This is a genomic window from Deinococcus alpinitundrae, assembly GCF_009982895.1.
GTDB classification, from domain to species: domain Bacteria; phylum Deinococcota; class Deinococci; order Deinococcales; family Deinococcaceae; genus Deinococcus; species Deinococcus alpinitundrae.
In genome coordinates this window covers 35,101-48,349 of record NZ_WXZL01000012.1, presented here as the reverse complement: position 1 = coordinate 48,349, position 13,249 = coordinate 35,101, and the positions used below count along the sequence as shown (strand labels likewise).

General features: G+C 68.7%; 15 protein-coding genes. 7 read left to right on the top strand and 8 right to left on the bottom strand.

Going from position 1 to position 13,249, the window contains the following annotated elements:
* Positions 1-23 precede the first annotated feature (23 nt).
* Complete coding sequence (locus GUI70_RS12485) at positions 24-1,421, bottom strand: tRNA nucleotidyltransferase/poly(A) polymerase family protein (RefSeq protein ID WP_237724879.1); 1,398 nt, start codon at positions 1,419-1,421, stop codon at positions 24-26.
* A gap of 26 nt (positions 1,422-1,447) precedes the next feature.
* On the bottom strand, positions 1,448-2,866 hold the full coding sequence (locus tag GUI70_RS12480; RefSeq protein WP_161882641.1) for a S1C family serine protease: 1,419 nt from the start codon (positions 2,864-2,866) through the stop codon (positions 1,448-1,450).
* A 126-nt stretch (positions 2,867-2,992) separates the two neighbouring features.
* Between GUI70_RS12480 and GUI70_RS12475 the strand changes: the two genes are divergently transcribed.
* The 3 genes from GUI70_RS12475 (at position 2,993) to GUI70_RS12465 (ending at position 5,117) form a co-directional block, all read left to right on the top strand.
* Complete coding sequence (locus GUI70_RS12475; protein WP_161882640.1) at positions 2,993-4,078, top strand: butyrate kinase; 1,086 nt, start codon at positions 2,993-2,995, stop codon at positions 4,076-4,078.
* Entirely contained in the window at positions 4,078-4,455 is a 378-nt protein-coding gene (locus GUI70_RS12470) for a hypothetical protein (protein ID WP_161882723.1), read from the top strand. The genes GUI70_RS12475 and GUI70_RS12470 overlap by 1 nt, the downstream gene beginning before the upstream one ends.
* A 152-nt stretch (positions 4,456-4,607) precedes the next feature.
* Entirely contained in the window at positions 4,608-5,117 is a 510-nt protein-coding gene (locus tag GUI70_RS12465) for a GNAT family N-acetyltransferase (protein WP_161882639.1), read from the top strand.
* 28 nt (positions 5,118-5,145) lie between these two features.
* Here GUI70_RS12465 and GUI70_RS12460 read toward each other — a convergent pair whose 3' ends face one another.
* The 3 genes from GUI70_RS12460 to metK all read right to left on the bottom strand — a co-directional run bounded on the left by GUI70_RS12460 (position 5,146) and on the right by metK (position 8,621).
* Positions 5,146-6,417 (bottom strand): MFS transporter, encoded by a 1,272-nt coding sequence (locus GUI70_RS12460; RefSeq protein ID WP_237724878.1) that lies wholly within the window; start codon positions 6,415-6,417, stop codon positions 5,146-5,148.
* A 45-nt stretch (positions 6,418-6,462) separates the two neighbouring features.
* Positions 6,463-7,254 (bottom strand): hypothetical protein, encoded by a 792-nt coding sequence (locus GUI70_RS12455; RefSeq protein ID WP_202630470.1) that lies wholly within the window; start codon positions 7,252-7,254, stop codon positions 6,463-6,465.
* A 125-nt stretch (positions 7,255-7,379) separates the two neighbouring features.
* A complete protein-coding gene (gene metK / locus GUI70_RS12450; RefSeq protein WP_161882638.1) occupies positions 7,380-8,621 on the bottom strand; it encodes a methionine adenosyltransferase in 1,242 nt (413 codons plus the stop codon).
* 165 nt (positions 8,622-8,786) lie between these two features.
* Here metK and GUI70_RS12445 point away from each other — a divergent pair, with 165 nt between their 5' ends.
* The 4 genes from GUI70_RS12445 to GUI70_RS12430 are packed head-to-tail and all read left to right on the top strand — an operon-like array spanning position 8,787 to position 11,520.
* A complete protein-coding gene (locus GUI70_RS12445; protein WP_161882637.1) occupies positions 8,787-9,680 on the top strand; it encodes a class I SAM-dependent methyltransferase in 894 nt (297 codons plus the stop codon).
* 1 nt (position 9,681) lies between these two features.
* Positions 9,682-10,512, top strand: coding sequence for an orotidine-5'-phosphate decarboxylase (gene pyrF, locus GUI70_RS12440; RefSeq protein WP_161882636.1), 831 nt, complete (start codon positions 9,682-9,684; stop codon positions 10,510-10,512).
* Between the two features lie 42 nt (positions 10,513-10,554).
* Positions 10,555-10,959, top strand: coding sequence for a DUF2946 family protein (locus GUI70_RS12435; RefSeq protein ID WP_161882635.1), 405 nt, complete (start codon positions 10,555-10,557; stop codon positions 10,957-10,959).
* Positions 10,960-10,995: 36 nt separating this feature from the next.
* Positions 10,996-11,520, top strand: a complete 525-nt coding sequence (locus GUI70_RS12430; RefSeq protein ID WP_161882634.1) for a copper chaperone PCu(A)C — start codon at positions 10,996-10,998, stop codon at positions 11,518-11,520.
* A gap of 55 nt (positions 11,521-11,575) precedes the next feature.
* Here GUI70_RS12430 and uvsE read toward each other — a convergent pair whose 3' ends face one another.
* From uvsE to GUI70_RS12415, 3 genes are read right to left on the bottom strand one after another with little or no spacing between them, the layout of a single operon-like run.
* On the bottom strand, positions 11,576-12,490 hold the full coding sequence (uvsE, locus tag GUI70_RS12425; protein ID WP_272952874.1) for a UV DNA damage repair endonuclease UvsE: 915 nt from the start codon (positions 12,488-12,490) through the stop codon (positions 11,576-11,578).
* Complete coding sequence (locus tag GUI70_RS12420) at positions 12,487-12,666, bottom strand: DUF2256 domain-containing protein (RefSeq protein WP_237724877.1); 180 nt, start codon at positions 12,664-12,666, stop codon at positions 12,487-12,489. The genes uvsE and GUI70_RS12420 overlap by 4 nt, the downstream gene beginning before the upstream one ends.
* Positions 12,656-13,171 (bottom strand): gluconokinase, encoded by a 516-nt coding sequence (locus tag GUI70_RS12415; RefSeq protein WP_202630469.1) that lies wholly within the window; start codon positions 13,169-13,171, stop codon positions 12,656-12,658. Before GUI70_RS12415 ends, GUI70_RS12420 begins: the two co-directional genes overlap by 11 nt.
* Positions 13,172-13,249: the final 78 nt, after the last annotated feature.

Genomic DNA, 13,249 nt, shown 5'->3' with positions numbered 1-13,249 from the left:
GTCTCATGATAAGTGGCCCCTCCTCAAGACACGGACCCGGCCAGATAAGCTTGCAGCGCCGTCGCCTCGCCCTCGCGGCTGGTGACCTGCCCGGCCCGGCGCAGTGCGGCCAGGTGCGCGAGTGCCGCGCCCACCCCCGGCCCCGATGCCACGCCGAATTGCAGCACATCCTTGCCGGTCAGCGGGTCGTACGCCTGGGGCCGCAGCACCCCACGCAGCACGGCCTCGGGGCTGCCCGGCGCGGCGTGATCGTCTCCCAGCGCCCTCAGGAGCAGCGCCACCGGACGCGGCCCCAGGTGGAGCCGCTGCTCCCAGACCGGGCGGTCCGCCGCGCTGGAGAGCAGGCCCGCCGCGTAGACGGCCTCGGGGGGGCGCTCTGGCAGGGCGTCGAGCAGGTCCAGCACCGCCAGCGCGGCGGGTGGCAGCAGCGCCCCCGCGCCCCAGTCGACGAGTTCCCGCGCCACCTTGCCGGGCCGGGGTTCGGCCAGCAGCAACCTCAGCTCAGCATCGAGGCGGGGCGTTCGGGAAGCGGCGGCCAGCGCCTGCGGCACCTGGGCCAGCAGTTCCGGTGCCGCCCTCAAGTTCAGCCGGGCCGCCAGCCGTGCACCGCGCACCAGCCGCGAGGCGTCGTCGGTCAGCGACCGAGCGCTGAGCGGACGCAGTTCACGCCCCAGCAGATCGGCCAGACCGCCGCAGGGGTCGTGCAGTTCCGGCGTCTCCCCCACCACCAGGGCCAGGGCATTGAGCGAGAAGTCGCGCCGCCGCAGGTCCTGGGCGAGCGTGCCGGGGTGCGGCAGGGGCGAAGCGCCGGGAGCCGGATAGCGCTCCATTCTGGCGCTGACCAGATCGGCGGCGCGCTCGCCCGGCAAGCGGAGGGTGGCGTTGCGGTAGGCCGGATGAAACACGAACGGCCACCCTGAAACGCGCGCCAGGGCCTCCACATCCGCGCCCACCACCACCAGGTCGAGGTCGAGCGGCGTCAGGCCCAGCAAAGCGTCTCTGACCGCCCCGCCGACCAGGGCCAGCCTGCCGCTGGGCAACTGGGCGCGGAGCCGCATCAGCAGTTCACGGTCCGCCTCACCCAGCGCCGCCCAGACCCGTTCGGCCAACTCCGGCGCGGCGGGCGGCGCGAGGTCGGCGGGCGTCAGCAGGGCGGCGAACGCTCCGGCGTGCGTCACCGCCAGGGCAGGTGCGCTTCGCAAAGCGGCGCGGGCCTCCTCCAGCTTGGCTGTGCTGGTCAGCAGCGGCACTGGCCCGACCCCTCCACTCACCGTGACCGCACCGACAACCTCTGCCCCGTCCAGCACCGCCAGAGCGTCCAGCTTCCAGTCAGCAAGCCGCCGCTCAGCCTGCGCCAGTGTGCCGGGCGTCAGGCTGGGCGGCGGCGATTCGGGCAGCAGGTGGGCCAGCGTGTCGGGCATCGGCTCAGATTCTCACATCGGGGCGCTCAGTTGAACTGGGCCTTGGGCAGCGTGGAGAACGAACTCTGGTCCAGCACCACGCTGACCGTACGGGTCTGACCGCCGCTCTCGACTTCCAGCTTCACGGTATCGCCCGCCTTCTTGCCGATGTAGGTGCCCTGCAAATCCTCGGCGTTGGACACCGGCGTACCGTCGGCGCTCACGATCACGTCGCCGCCCAGCGCGATCTGGCCGCCCTGAAACTGGCGCGGCGTTCCGGCCTTGAGGCCCGCCTTGGCCGCCGGACTGCCGGGCGTGACCTTGCCGATGATCAAGCCGCTGGCTGGAAGCTTGAACTGCACCCTGGCCTGGTCGGTGAGCTGGCCGATGTCTACCGGCACGCCCACGACCCCGCCCTGGCCGTCACTCTGCTGCGCCAGCAACCCCGACTGGATACCGATGGTGGGAGCCAGCACGATGCCGCCGTTCGCCGTGCGCAACCGGGGCAGCAGGTTCTTGGCAGTGTTGATGGGAATGGCAAACCCCACGCCCGCGCTCTGGCCCACGCCGCTCTGTGCGCCCGCCGGGCTGATGATCTGGGTGTTGATGCCGATGATGCGCCCGGTGCTGTCGAGGAGCGGCCCGCCGCTGTTGCCGGGGTTGATGGCCGCGTCGGTCTGAATGGCCTTCTGGGTGATGCCTTCCGGAGTGCCACCCCCACCGCCGAGGGCCGTCAGGCTGAAGCCAATCGGAATCTGGCGCGAGGCGCTGGAGATGATGCCTTCCGAGACGCTGAAATCAAAGCCGAACGGCGCACCCATCGCCACCGTCTTCTGGCCGACTTCCAGCGCGTCGCTATCGCCCAGCGGAATCGGCTTGATCAGCGCCTTGTCGATGTTCTTGGGACGAATGAGGGCCAGGTCATACTGCGGCGCGAGGCCGATGATCTCGGCATCCACCGGGTCTTTCTGACTCTGCACCCGAACCTTGATGCTGGCGTTGAAGGTCTGCCCACCCTCGGTGACGACGTGGAAGTTGGTCAGGATGTCGCCGCTCTCATCGACGAAAAAGCCTGAGCCGACGCCGCCCTGAACCGAGTCGCCGCCCTGCCGCTGGCCGAACGGATCGGGGCTGGCAGGCGACTCGGTGCTGACGTACACCAGCCCCGGCTCGTACTGCTTGACGATGGAAATGGTATTGGCCTCGTTTTGCAGCTTGGCCCCCACCTCGCTGATCGGCGCGGTGGCGTCACCGGGCGCGGCGGTGCTGGTCGAGGGCGCAGCCAAAGTCTGGGTCGTCTGACGCTGGGCGCTCTGGGTCGCCTCGGTTCTGATGAGCGCGGGTGAGGCGCTGACCGGCTGGCCCACCCCCGGCAGCCCGCCGCGAACGACGGTGGCCCCCACACCCAGGCCCACGGCGGCGGCGATCACGGCAGTAACGATAACAGTGCTGGTGGACTTGGCCATATCGTTTCATTAGAGCGCGCCCGGTGTGAAGGCGGCCCGCAGAAACGGTGAAGACCTTCTCAGACCGCGCGGCCTGCCGATTCAGACCATACCGGCGCAGGCTGCCGATCTGCTACCTTGTTTCTCATGCTCGCCTACGTCATCAATCCCGGCTCAACCAGCACCAAACTGGCCCTGGCCGAGATCGAGCGCGGCGACAATCCGGCGCTGCCCTCGCAACTGCGCCTCAAGCTCACCCGGGCTGAGATCGAGCACTCGGCGCTGCTGAGCGCCCCCCTCGATCTCGGCAGCCTGGAAGCCGATTTGAGCGCCGCCGCCGCCGACTGGCCCGACCCTGACGCGGTGGTGGCCCACAGCGGCCTGATCGGCCACCTGGAATCCGGGGCCTACCGGGTCACGCCGGAGCTGGCCGGGTGGCTGCTGACCCACCCACATGGCGAACACACCAGCAACGTGGGCGCGGCGCTGGCCCTCTCGCTGGCCGAGCAGCGCGGCGTGAATGCCTACATCGTCGATCCGCCGGACGTGGACGAACTGCTGCCCGAGGCCCGCGTCTCGGGACTGGCTGGGGTGGAGCGCCTCAGCCGTTTGCACACCCTCAACGCCCGGCTGGTGGCCCGCCGCGCGGCCCATGAACAGGGGGTGCGCTTTCAGGACGCCCGCGTGGTGGTCGCCCACCTCGGCGGCAGCGTCAGCGTGAGCGCTTTCGAGAATGGGCGGATCGTCGACACGACCGGCGCGCGGCTCGACGAAGGACCCTTCACGCCCAGCCGCGCCGGTACGTTGCCGATCCACAGCGTGCTCGATCTGGCCTACAGCCGTCCCCGCGCCGAGTTGGAGCGGCTGCTGCTGCGCGAATCGGGCTTCGTCAGCCTAACCGGCACCGCCGACCTGCGCGAACTGGAGCGACGCGAGAAGACCGAGGGGCGAGTCAAACTGGCCGCCGACGCCTTCGCCCACCAGGTCGCCAAGCACATCGGGGCCTACGCGGCGGCGCTGAGTGCCCGCCCACACGCCATCGCCGTGACCGGCGGGATTGCCCGCTGGAACAGCGTCGTGGACCGCATCGAGCGCCGGGTCGGCTGGATCGCGCCGCTGAGTGTGCTGCCCGGCGAACTCGAACTCGAAGCGCTGGCCGAGGGCGTGGGCCGGGTGCTGCTGGGGCTGGAAGAAGCCCGCGAGTGGAGTGCGCCGCCCGCTGGCCCCGCCTGATGGCCCGCCGCCCACGCGCCGCTCAGCGCCCGCCCAACCCGATTCGGGCCACCAGTATGTGGCGGGTCGATCAGGTCTTCTTGAGTCGCCGGGGCCAGCGGGTGGAAGTGATCGCCAGCTTGGTCAACGATCAGGGCGGCCTGCGCAACCTCATCACCCTCGCGCCGACCGACGACCCCACCGAGGCGGTGCGGCACGCCGCGCGCTTCGTGGCGGGCAAGGGCAACGTCTACGAGGCCCGGAACGCCCGCGTGAGATGGACACGCGCGCAGTCGGCCACCGCCCAGGACGAATTGATTCGCGACCGCGCGCTGGAAGACGAGTTTCTGGACGCTTTTCTGGAAACGCTCGGCGAGGTGCGCGACCAGATGCGCTGAGCAGCGGCCAGCGATACCCTCCCAATGAGCTTGACGGCAGTTGTGCACATTGTTAGGCTCTCAGCATGTCGCGGCGCTGAATGTCAATGGTCTCCCCCGCCGGGGCGACGTTGAATCTTCACCTCATTCTCTGCTGTTCAGAGGAGCCGTTTATGCTGCGAGCCGCTGCACCCGAAGACCTCCAGGCCCTCCTTGACCTGGCCGTTTCCTCCACCCTCTTCCTGCCGGATGAAACGCCTTCGCTGCGCCCCGTATTCGAGGATGTGCTCACCGGACGTCTGGGCGAACACCACCGCATGGCGCTGTGGAGTGATCCCCCCGGCACTGGGCCTGCGGGTGCGGTGTATTTCGCACTCAACGACATGGCGTACCGCACCTGGGATCTGCTCTGGATCTCGGTGAGCCTCAGCCACCAAGGCCAGGGCGTCGGCAGCCAGCTCATCCACTTCGCTGAAGCCCAAGTTGCGGCAGCAGGCGGACGGATGATCGTCATTGATACCAGCTCCAAGCTGAAATTTGATGCCACCCACGCCTTTTACCGCCAGCGGGGCTACACTGAGGTCGCCCGCATCCCGGATTTCTACGCCGACGGCGACAGCAAGGTGATCTTCGCCAAACGGCTGACGCAGAGGGCCAGTGGCAGACCAGAAAAACAGTTGTAGCGTGCTGTGTCCGGAAACGGGGCCCGTCTCAGTCGGCCGCCACCGCCACTCTTCCCCGAACACTCCCGCCGCCCCACCAGGCGCTGATCAGCAACAGACTGCTGAGAGCCGCACAGACCCAGGCCAGCGGCTCGAAGCCGAATCTGCCCAGCAGCAGCCCGCCGAAAAAGGTGCCGAAGCTCGCGCTGAGGTAGGCCAGGGCGTCCACCTTGCCCTGCGCGCCCCGGTGGGCGGTGAGCGCCTTGCTGCCCGACAAAAAGCCCAGATTCCAGCCCAGGCCCAGCAGGAACATGCTCGGAGCCAGCCACAGCCGCCCCGACGGCGCGCTCAGGGCGGCAGCCAGCAGCAGCGCGGCCCCGGCCAGGTAGCCGACGCGCACGCCCAGGCGGTCGATCAGCGGGCCGGTCAGCCAGCCGAAGCCGAACATGCCCGCGATATGCACCATGACGAGTCCGGCGATGGCGGTGTGGTCCATGCCCATGTGGTGCGCCCTTAATGGGGTCAGGCTCATCAACGTGACCATCAGTCCCTGCGAGACGGCCACCGCCAGCGCAGCGGGCCAGACCTGCGGGTGCGTGAGGGGGACCCGGACCACCCCGGCGGTCTGGGCCGCGTGAATGTCCTGCGCCGGGGGCCGCCACAGCGAGGTCAGCGCCGCGCCGAGCAGCAAGAAGAGCGCGGCCAACAGCCAGCCCACCACTTCTGCCGAGGTGTTCAGTCCACTGGCAAAATTGGCGAGCGGTCCGCTGAGCGCCGTGGAGAGGGCGGACCCCAGCACCGAGGCGAACATCATCGCGCCCAGTACCAGCCCGCGCCGCTCTGGAGCCACGCTCTCGGCGGCGGCGTAGCGGGCCTGCTGGAACCCGCCCTGCGACATACCGACCAGGGCCGCACCGAGCAGAAAAATCAGCAAATGATGCTGCCACGCGCCCCAGAAGCCGATCAGCGCGCCGACCACGCCCAGCAGGTAGGCCAGCACCAGCCCCTGACGGCGGCCCCGCAGCATCAGCAGGCCAAACAGCCCTGCCGAGGCCGCCGCGCCCAGCGTCACCAGGGTACTGGGCAGGCCCGAGAGCGCCTCACGGCCCAGCGCACTGATGACCAGCGAGGCCAGCACGGTGCTGGCGGTGGTGGCCCCGGTGGCCAGCGACTGTGAGACGAACAGCGCCGCCAGGTTGAGGGCGCTGCCTTGCGAACGGCTGGAAGCGGAAACGGGGGCGGCCATGCCCTGACTGTAGCAAGTCGTGGCCGGGGCATCTGGAGGAGCGGGCGTCTTGCGGCCCACACGCCGCCGATCCATGCTCTGGCTGCCAGTGGTGCGGCATCCTGGCCTGCTTTGCCAACCTCAGCAACCGGCTGGTGCAGAGGTCGGCATGGCAGACGCGGGGCACAGTGGATCGCGGCCATCCCAACTACCGCAGCTGGACAGCACGGCGAAGCGCACGAACAGCTCCTCGCTGAGCCAGTTGTCCCGCCTGGACCGGGCGATGGCCTCACGGTGCCCGGCACCCTGATACGCGTAGGCCTGCATGCTGGCCGTATCCCGCCACACGCTGAAGGTGGCCTGATCCAGCAGCGGCATCTCGCCCAGCCCCAGCGAGGCCAGGAGTCCCGGCTGCGCCTGCAAGTTCGCCTGCGCGGCGGGCACACTGCGCCAGAACGCCGACAGCCGGGCAGGGCGGATGGCAGCGCGTGTCAGGACAGCGATCTGGCCTGTTCCAGCTTGCCCTGTCTCAACTTGACTTGGCTTCGCCAGGGCAACACCCCGGGCTGCCGTGGCAGGCGGCCCGAACAGGGCCTCGCCGCGCCATTGGCCGTGCCAGCGCGTGGGGCGCAGTGTCAGGGTGTAACTCTCGCACGTGAGCGCGCGTTCCTGCTGTCGCCAGGGACTACCCTCGAAGTGCTCGAAGGCTGCCGCTGACGACCAGACGGACAGCCTGGCCCAACGCCGCAGGTCCGCGCCGAGACCGAAGCCGCTGCCGCGCCCGGTGCCCAGCAGACGGTAGGCCCGCAGGCCCGGTACTTCACGCAGATGCGGATGATCGCTGCCCATCTTGCGCAGCCCGGCCCAGCGGTGCGCGCCCCCGTAGCGGTTGAGCGTCAGGCTGACCAGCAGCTCGGCGGGCGGGACAGGCATCCGAACAGACTAGCGGCGCTCAAGCAGGGTGTCCGTACTCCAGATTAACTTCCCCAAGCCTTCTTCCACCTTGCCAACGCCGTGCCAGCGAGGCGCACATTGAAGACCTGCTTTCGGCAAAAGAGCTACAGCGCGCCCGCCGCCCTCAGCGCTTCCACCTTGCCGAGTTGTTCCCAGGGAAACTCGGGGCGGCCAAAATGGCCGTAGGCGGCGGTTCGGGCGTAAATCGGGCGCAGCAAATCCAGCTCGGCGATGATGGCCTGCGGGCGGGCGTCGAAGTGGGTACGGACCAGTTCGGCCAGGGCCTCGTCGCTTACCGTGCCGGTGCCGTAGGACTCTACCCGCAGCGACACCGGGTGGGCGCGGCCAATCGCGTAGGCGATCTCGACCAGGGCTTTCCTGGCCAGGCCCGCCGCCACCAGATTCTTGGCGATAAAACGGGCGTAGTAGGCCGCCGAGCGGTCGACCTTGGTTGGGTCCTTGCCGGAAAAGGCCCCGCCGCCGTGCGGCACTGCGCCGCCGTAGGTGTCCACGATGATCTTGCGCCCGGTCAGGCCGGTGTCGCCGTGCGGGCCGCCGATCACGAATTTGCCCGACGGATTGATGAAGAATTTGGTCTCGGGGCGCAGGTACTCGGCCGGAATGACCGCCCGGATCACCTGGGCTTCCAGATCGGCGCGAATCTGGGTCTGGGTCACGTCCTCGTCGTGCTGAGTCGAGATGACCACCGTGTCGACCCAGGTGTCTTGCCCGCCTTCTGCAGCAGCCTCGCGCACCACCGTCACCTGGGCCTTGGCATCGGGGCGCAGGTAAGTCAGTTGCTCGGTCTTGCGCAGTTCGGCCAGGCGGCGGGTCAGCTGATGGGCCAGGCTGATCGGCAGCGGCATCAGTTCAGGGGTTTCGTCGGTGGCGTAGCCGAACATCAACCCCTGGTCGCCCGCGCCGATCATGCTGTAGGTGTTGGCAGGGTCGGCGCGCTCGGCTTCAGTCATGCCGCGCCACTCCTCGGAGAAGTTGACGCCGCCCGCGATGTCGGGACTCTGCTCGTGCAGCGCCACCAGCACGGCACTGTACTCGGCGTCGAAGCCGTAGTGGGCGCGGGTGTAGCCGACTTCCTTGACCGCCTCGCGCACCACCCGCTGCACGTCCACGTGGGCGCGGTGGGCCGTGACCTCGCCCGCCACCACGGCCATGCCGGTGGTCAGTAGCGTCTCGACGGCCACCCGACTGCCGGGTTCCTGGCGCAAAAACTCATCGAGAATGCTGTCGGAGATGAAGTCGGCCAGCTTGTCGGGGTGGCCCTCGGAGACCGATTCTGAGGTGTAGTAGGTTCTGGCGCGGGTGTGGTGCGGTTGCGAATTTTGCATAGCGGCCTCTTGCGCCCCGCCGCCTTCGCGCGGTTCGGGAAGCCGGGATGTGTCTCACAGAACAGACCTGGAGCGGAGTGTTCACCTGCCCGGCAGCGCGCAACCAATCTAACAAGCCCGGCACTCGGGCGTACAGGGACGCGGCGAATCTGTCATCTTGGGCGGATGTTCATTTTTGGGCTTGAGCCGCTTGCCGAGGTGCTGCTCCGGCTGCGGGCCGCTCTGCTGGCGGCAGGCGAGGTGCAGCTGAACGTACCCGACCCCGACGTGGGCGCAGAGCTGTACGCCGGGGAAATCGGGCGGGCGGGCCGCCACCGCTCGTACCAGACCTGGCTCGATGTGGCCGACGTGCTGGGCGCGAGGCTGCTGACCCCGCAGCGGCTCGCAGGCGAGCGGGTGGAGCTGACCTTGCGCCGATTGCCGCCGCTGGTGAGGGGTGAGGGCTACGGTGCGGGCAGCGAATTTCAGCGCATCGACAAGCTGGAAGATCCCTGGTTTCTGGTGGGTTTCGTGGAGGCGCTCACGCGGGCCGATCTGAAAGCGGGCGCGCGGGTCCTCAGCGTCGGCGTGGGTGCGGGACGCGAGCTGGACGCGCTGGCACTGGCGTATCCGGGCGTGACGTTCGAAGTGATGGGCATCGATCTGGACGCCAGCGCGCTGACGCTGGCCAGCGAGCGCCACCCCACCTGGACCTTCGAAACCGGCGACGTGAACGCCCTGAGAAGCGACCTGGGCCGCTTCGATCTGATCACAGCCCTCAGCGTGCTGCAAAGCCGAAGCGTCAATCTGGACGTGGCCCTGCGCGGCCTGATGAAGCAGCACCTGAACCCGGGCGGCAGCTTGATCATCGGCTTCCCCAACTGCCGGTACGCGGGCGGCGAGCTGCGCTACGGCGCGCGGATGCTCAACTTTCGCGACCCCGACCTGTCACTGCTGATGGCCGATGTGGCGCTGGTGCGCCGTCACCTGCACAAGCACGGCTTCAAGGTGTACGTGACCGGCAAGTACGAGGTGCTGGTAACGGGGGTGCCGATTCAGGGCGTTAAACTGGGTTCTTGACATGACCTCCACCCCCTTCACCCAGCGCCTGACCGAACGCAGCCTGAGTCTTGGCACCCGCCTGTGCCTGGGCCTCGATCCCCGCCTGGACGCTTACGAGGGACGCGACGCCCTGCGCCAGCACACCCTGGCCGTACTGGACGCCTGCGCCCCCTACGCCGCCTGCGTCAAGCCGCAGCTGGCCTTTTACGAGGCGCTGGGCCTGTGGGGAATGCAATTGTTAGAAGACCTCTGCGCGGCGGCCCGCACCCTGAACTTGCCGATCATTCTCGACGGCAAGCGCGGCGACATCGGCTCCACGGCAGCGGCCTACGCGCAGGCCTGGCTCAGCGGTGATCACGCGGGTGACGCCCTGACCGTCAACCCGTTTCTCGGCGCAGAAACCCTGACGCCCTTCGTGGAGGCGGCGCGGGCCAACGGCGGCGCAGTGTTCGTTCTGGTCAAGACCAGCAATCCCGGCCAGGCCGACTTCCAGGGCAGCGGCGTCTCCGAGAAGGTGGCGGCGGAGGTCAAGCGGCTGGGACGAGAGGAAGTGGGTGCGGATCAAAATGAACTGAGCAGCGTCGGCGCCGTCGTCGGCGCGACCCACCCGCAGGAGTTGTCCGGGTGGCGGGCCGCCATGCCTCAGGCGCTCCTCTTGCTGCCGGGGCTGGGCGCGCAGGGCGCAAAGGCCGCCGACCTGGCCCCCGCCTTCCTGCCGGGCGGCACCGGCGCGGTGGTGAGCGCCAGCCGGGGCATCCAGTATGCGGCGGGGCTGGACGTGATGGCGGCGGCATCGGCAGCGCGGGCGTTCAGGGATGAATTGAACGCGGCACTCTCAGGCTCGATCTGACCGCAGGACATCACGCCTCACCCCCGGCTCTAGCCTGAGCGCATGACTTTCGCGGCCCGGCAACGCCTGCTCCGTCTCTGGACGGCGCTTCTGTGCCTGGTGGCCTCGTTCGCTTATCTGATGCGCGCGCCGGACGACCTGAGCGCGGCGCTTGATCGGCCCGCGCCGAGGGGCATGCACATGAGCGGCGACATGGCCGGGATGAACATGGACCAAGCCGACCGCACCGCCCACGACCACCCCAGCGCCCCAATCAACCCGGCGCACAACCACGCCGCCCACTGCCCGTTTTGCTTCAGCGCCGCCTTCGCACTGGAGGCCCAGGGCTTCGTGCTGGCGCTGACCGGGGTAACTCGCTCTGGTTTCGTTCACCCGCTGTACCCTCAGCCGCATCTGCTGGCCCCATACCACGCCGAGGCCCGCGCTCCACCCACGGCCCAGCGCTGAAGATCGCCGTTTTCTTCTCGCTCTGGAGGTTTCCTGATGTCTCGCAAGTTGATTTCCGTGGCCCTGACGCTGCTGATCGTGCTTCCATCAGCCCAGGCCCAGCACGACCACGCCGTGTCCGCTCCCCAAGTGCCCGGCATGACCATGCCCGCCAAGCCTGCCGTCAACGCGGCCAACAACCTGCCCGCCGCACCCGTGAAGATCAGTGGGGCCTTCGTGCAGGCGCTTCCCGCCGGCACCGCCGACGGCAGCGTGTACCTCAGCCTCACCAACACCGGCAAGACGGCCCTCAAGCTGATCGGCGGCGCGTCCAGTGTGAGCCAGGCCGTGACGCCGATGCAGCAGACCAGGATGACCGGTATGGCTGGAATGACCGGCATGAAAGACTTGCCCGTCATGATCATCGAAGCGGGCCAGACCCTGACGCTGCGTCCGGGCGGCGACCACCTGATGCTCTACCGCATGAAACGGGTGCCGCAGGTCGGCGAAACCGTCAGCCTGACGCTAAATTTCGTCGGCTACGCGCCGCTGAAGCTCAAGGTACCGGTCAAGCGCCTGTAAACAGTGCGAGCGGCGCGTGACGGCCAATCTGCCGACAGGCCCTGTGGCAGCGACCTTAGGAACGCAGGTTCTGTCCCACGATCAGCGCCAGCACCGCTTCCTCCTTGCCCTTGGCCTCCACCTCGATCCAGGGCACGTCAAAGTAGGCGCTGGGCACGTTGGTGATCAGGTGACTGTGGCGGCGGTCCTGCGGTCCCTCGATACCGTTACTGAGGTGAACGACCTGCCACCCGGGCGGCGTCCAGGTGGCCCGCGCCGTCAGCACCCATTCACGCACACTGGGGTCCTCCTGCCCCTCCAGCTTGTCGTGAACGACATGGTGATGCGCGTCGAAGACAAGCGGCGTGCCGGTGGCCTGACACACTGGCAGCAGCTCGGCGGGGCTGTAGGCGCGCTCGTCGTTTTCCAGTGCCAGCCGCAACCGCGCCGCGTCGGGCAGATCGCGAATCACGTCGGCCAGTACGTCGGCGCGGCCCCCCTTGCCGCCGTGCAGGATCATGCAGTGCCACGGACTGCGCTCGAAGCCCAGCCGGTCGAGCACGTCGGCGTGCGTCACAAACTGGTGCAGGCTGCTGACGCGCACCTCGGCCCGCTCGGAGTTGAGCACGATGTACTGGTCTGGATGAATCAGCACCCGCACGCCCGCCTCATGAAAGGCCCGCCCCACCGCCGCCAGTTCGGGCGCGAGTTCGTCGAGCACCGCTCTTCCGGTGGGATCGTCCACGAGGTCAAGCATCGGGTAGAGGGCGGCCGACATCCGGAAGAGCCGGATGCCGCGCGCCGTGCAGTAGGCGGCGGCGCTGGTCAGCGTGGCGGTGTTGGCCGCGTAGAGGGCGCGCAGGGCCGGGTACCGCTCCAGCGCGTCCAGCGAGCGGTAGCGCTTGAGGGTGATGGTCCGGAAGCGCAGCTCCGGGCCCAGCGTCATGCAGACCAGGCCGAAGGCGGGCGGGGTGGATTCGGAACGGGTCACGGATTGCGCCCCTGCGCCCGGCACCGGTCCGAGCAGTATATGACCGTGTCCCAGTCGCGCTCCCACTTCTTGCGCCAGGCAAACGGGCGGCCACACACCGGGCAGAGTTTCTGGGGCCGCTCGGAGGGCTTCTTGCCGCCGCCCATCGGCTTCACGGCAGCAGATTTACCCGCCACGCTTTCCGTCCAGTTGGCGCAGGGCGTCGGCCAGCACCAGATCGGGCGTTTCGTCGGCCCCAACCTGCACGGTGATGGCCTCATCCGGGGCGGGTTCTTCCAGGGCAGCGAGCTGGCTGGGCAGCAGCGAGACCTTGGCATAACTGCCCTGGCGCGCTTCCAGCCGGGAGCGCAGCACATCGTGCGGCACGTTCAGGTACACGAAGCCGGTCTGCGGGCCGCACAGCACCGCGCGGTAGCTGGCCTTGAGGGCCGAGCAGGCCAGCACCACGCCCCCGGCGGCGTGCTCGTCCAGGGCGTCCCTCAGGCGGGCCAGCCAGGGCGCGCGGTCGGCGTCGGTCAGGCCCTCGCCGCGCGCCATCTTGGCTTTGGCGTCGGGCGTGTGGAGGTCGTCGGCGTCCAGAAACGGACAGCCGTAGTACGCTGCCAGCTCTTGCCCCAGGGTGGTCTTGCCGGAGCCGGACACGCCCATCACGATCAGTTGGGCAAACGGGGAGGTGGGCATGCCGATACGCTAGAGCAGCGCGGCGCTGAGGTGTGCAAGTCAAGGCACAGCCCAGCAACGCCTTTTTACGCCTCCGAC

Coding starts and splice junctions, on each gene's coding strand:
- GUI70_RS12485 (WP_237724879.1), bottom strand. CDS start 1,421: ATGCCCGACACGCTGGCCCACCTGCTGCCCGAATCGCCGCCGCCCAGC.
- GUI70_RS12480 (WP_161882641.1), bottom strand. CDS start 2,866: ATGGCCAAGTCCACCAGCACTGTTATCGTTACTGCCGTGATCGCCGCC.
- GUI70_RS12475 (WP_161882640.1), top strand. CDS start 2,993: ATGCTCGCCTACGTCATCAATCCCGGCTCAACCAGCACCAAACTGGCC.
- GUI70_RS12470 (WP_161882723.1), top strand. CDS start 4,078: ATGGCCCGCCGCCCACGCGCCGCTCAGCGCCCGCCCAACCCGATTCGG.
- GUI70_RS12465 (WP_161882639.1), top strand. CDS start 4,608: ATGCTGCGAGCCGCTGCACCCGAAGACCTCCAGGCCCTCCTTGACCTG.
- GUI70_RS12460 (WP_237724878.1), bottom strand. CDS start 6,417: ATGGATCGGCGGCGTGTGGGCCGCAAGACGCCCGCTCCTCCAGATGCC.
- GUI70_RS12455 (WP_202630470.1), bottom strand. CDS start 7,254: ATGCCTGTCCCGCCCGCCGAGCTGCTGGTCAGCCTGACGCTCAACCGC.
- metK (WP_161882638.1), bottom strand. CDS start 8,621: ATGCAAAATTCGCAACCGCACCACACCCGCGCCAGAACCTACTACACC.
- GUI70_RS12445 (WP_161882637.1), top strand. CDS start 8,787: ATGTTCATTTTTGGGCTTGAGCCGCTTGCCGAGGTGCTGCTCCGGCTG.
- pyrF (WP_161882636.1), top strand. CDS start 9,682: ATGACCTCCACCCCCTTCACCCAGCGCCTGACCGAACGCAGCCTGAGT.
- GUI70_RS12435 (WP_161882635.1), top strand. CDS start 10,555: ATGACTTTCGCGGCCCGGCAACGCCTGCTCCGTCTCTGGACGGCGCTT.
- GUI70_RS12430 (WP_161882634.1), top strand. CDS start 10,996: ATGTCTCGCAAGTTGATTTCCGTGGCCCTGACGCTGCTGATCGTGCTT.
- GUI70_RS12415 (WP_202630469.1), bottom strand. CDS start 13,171: ATGCCCACCTCCCCGTTTGCCCAACTGATCGTGATGGGCGTGTCCGGC.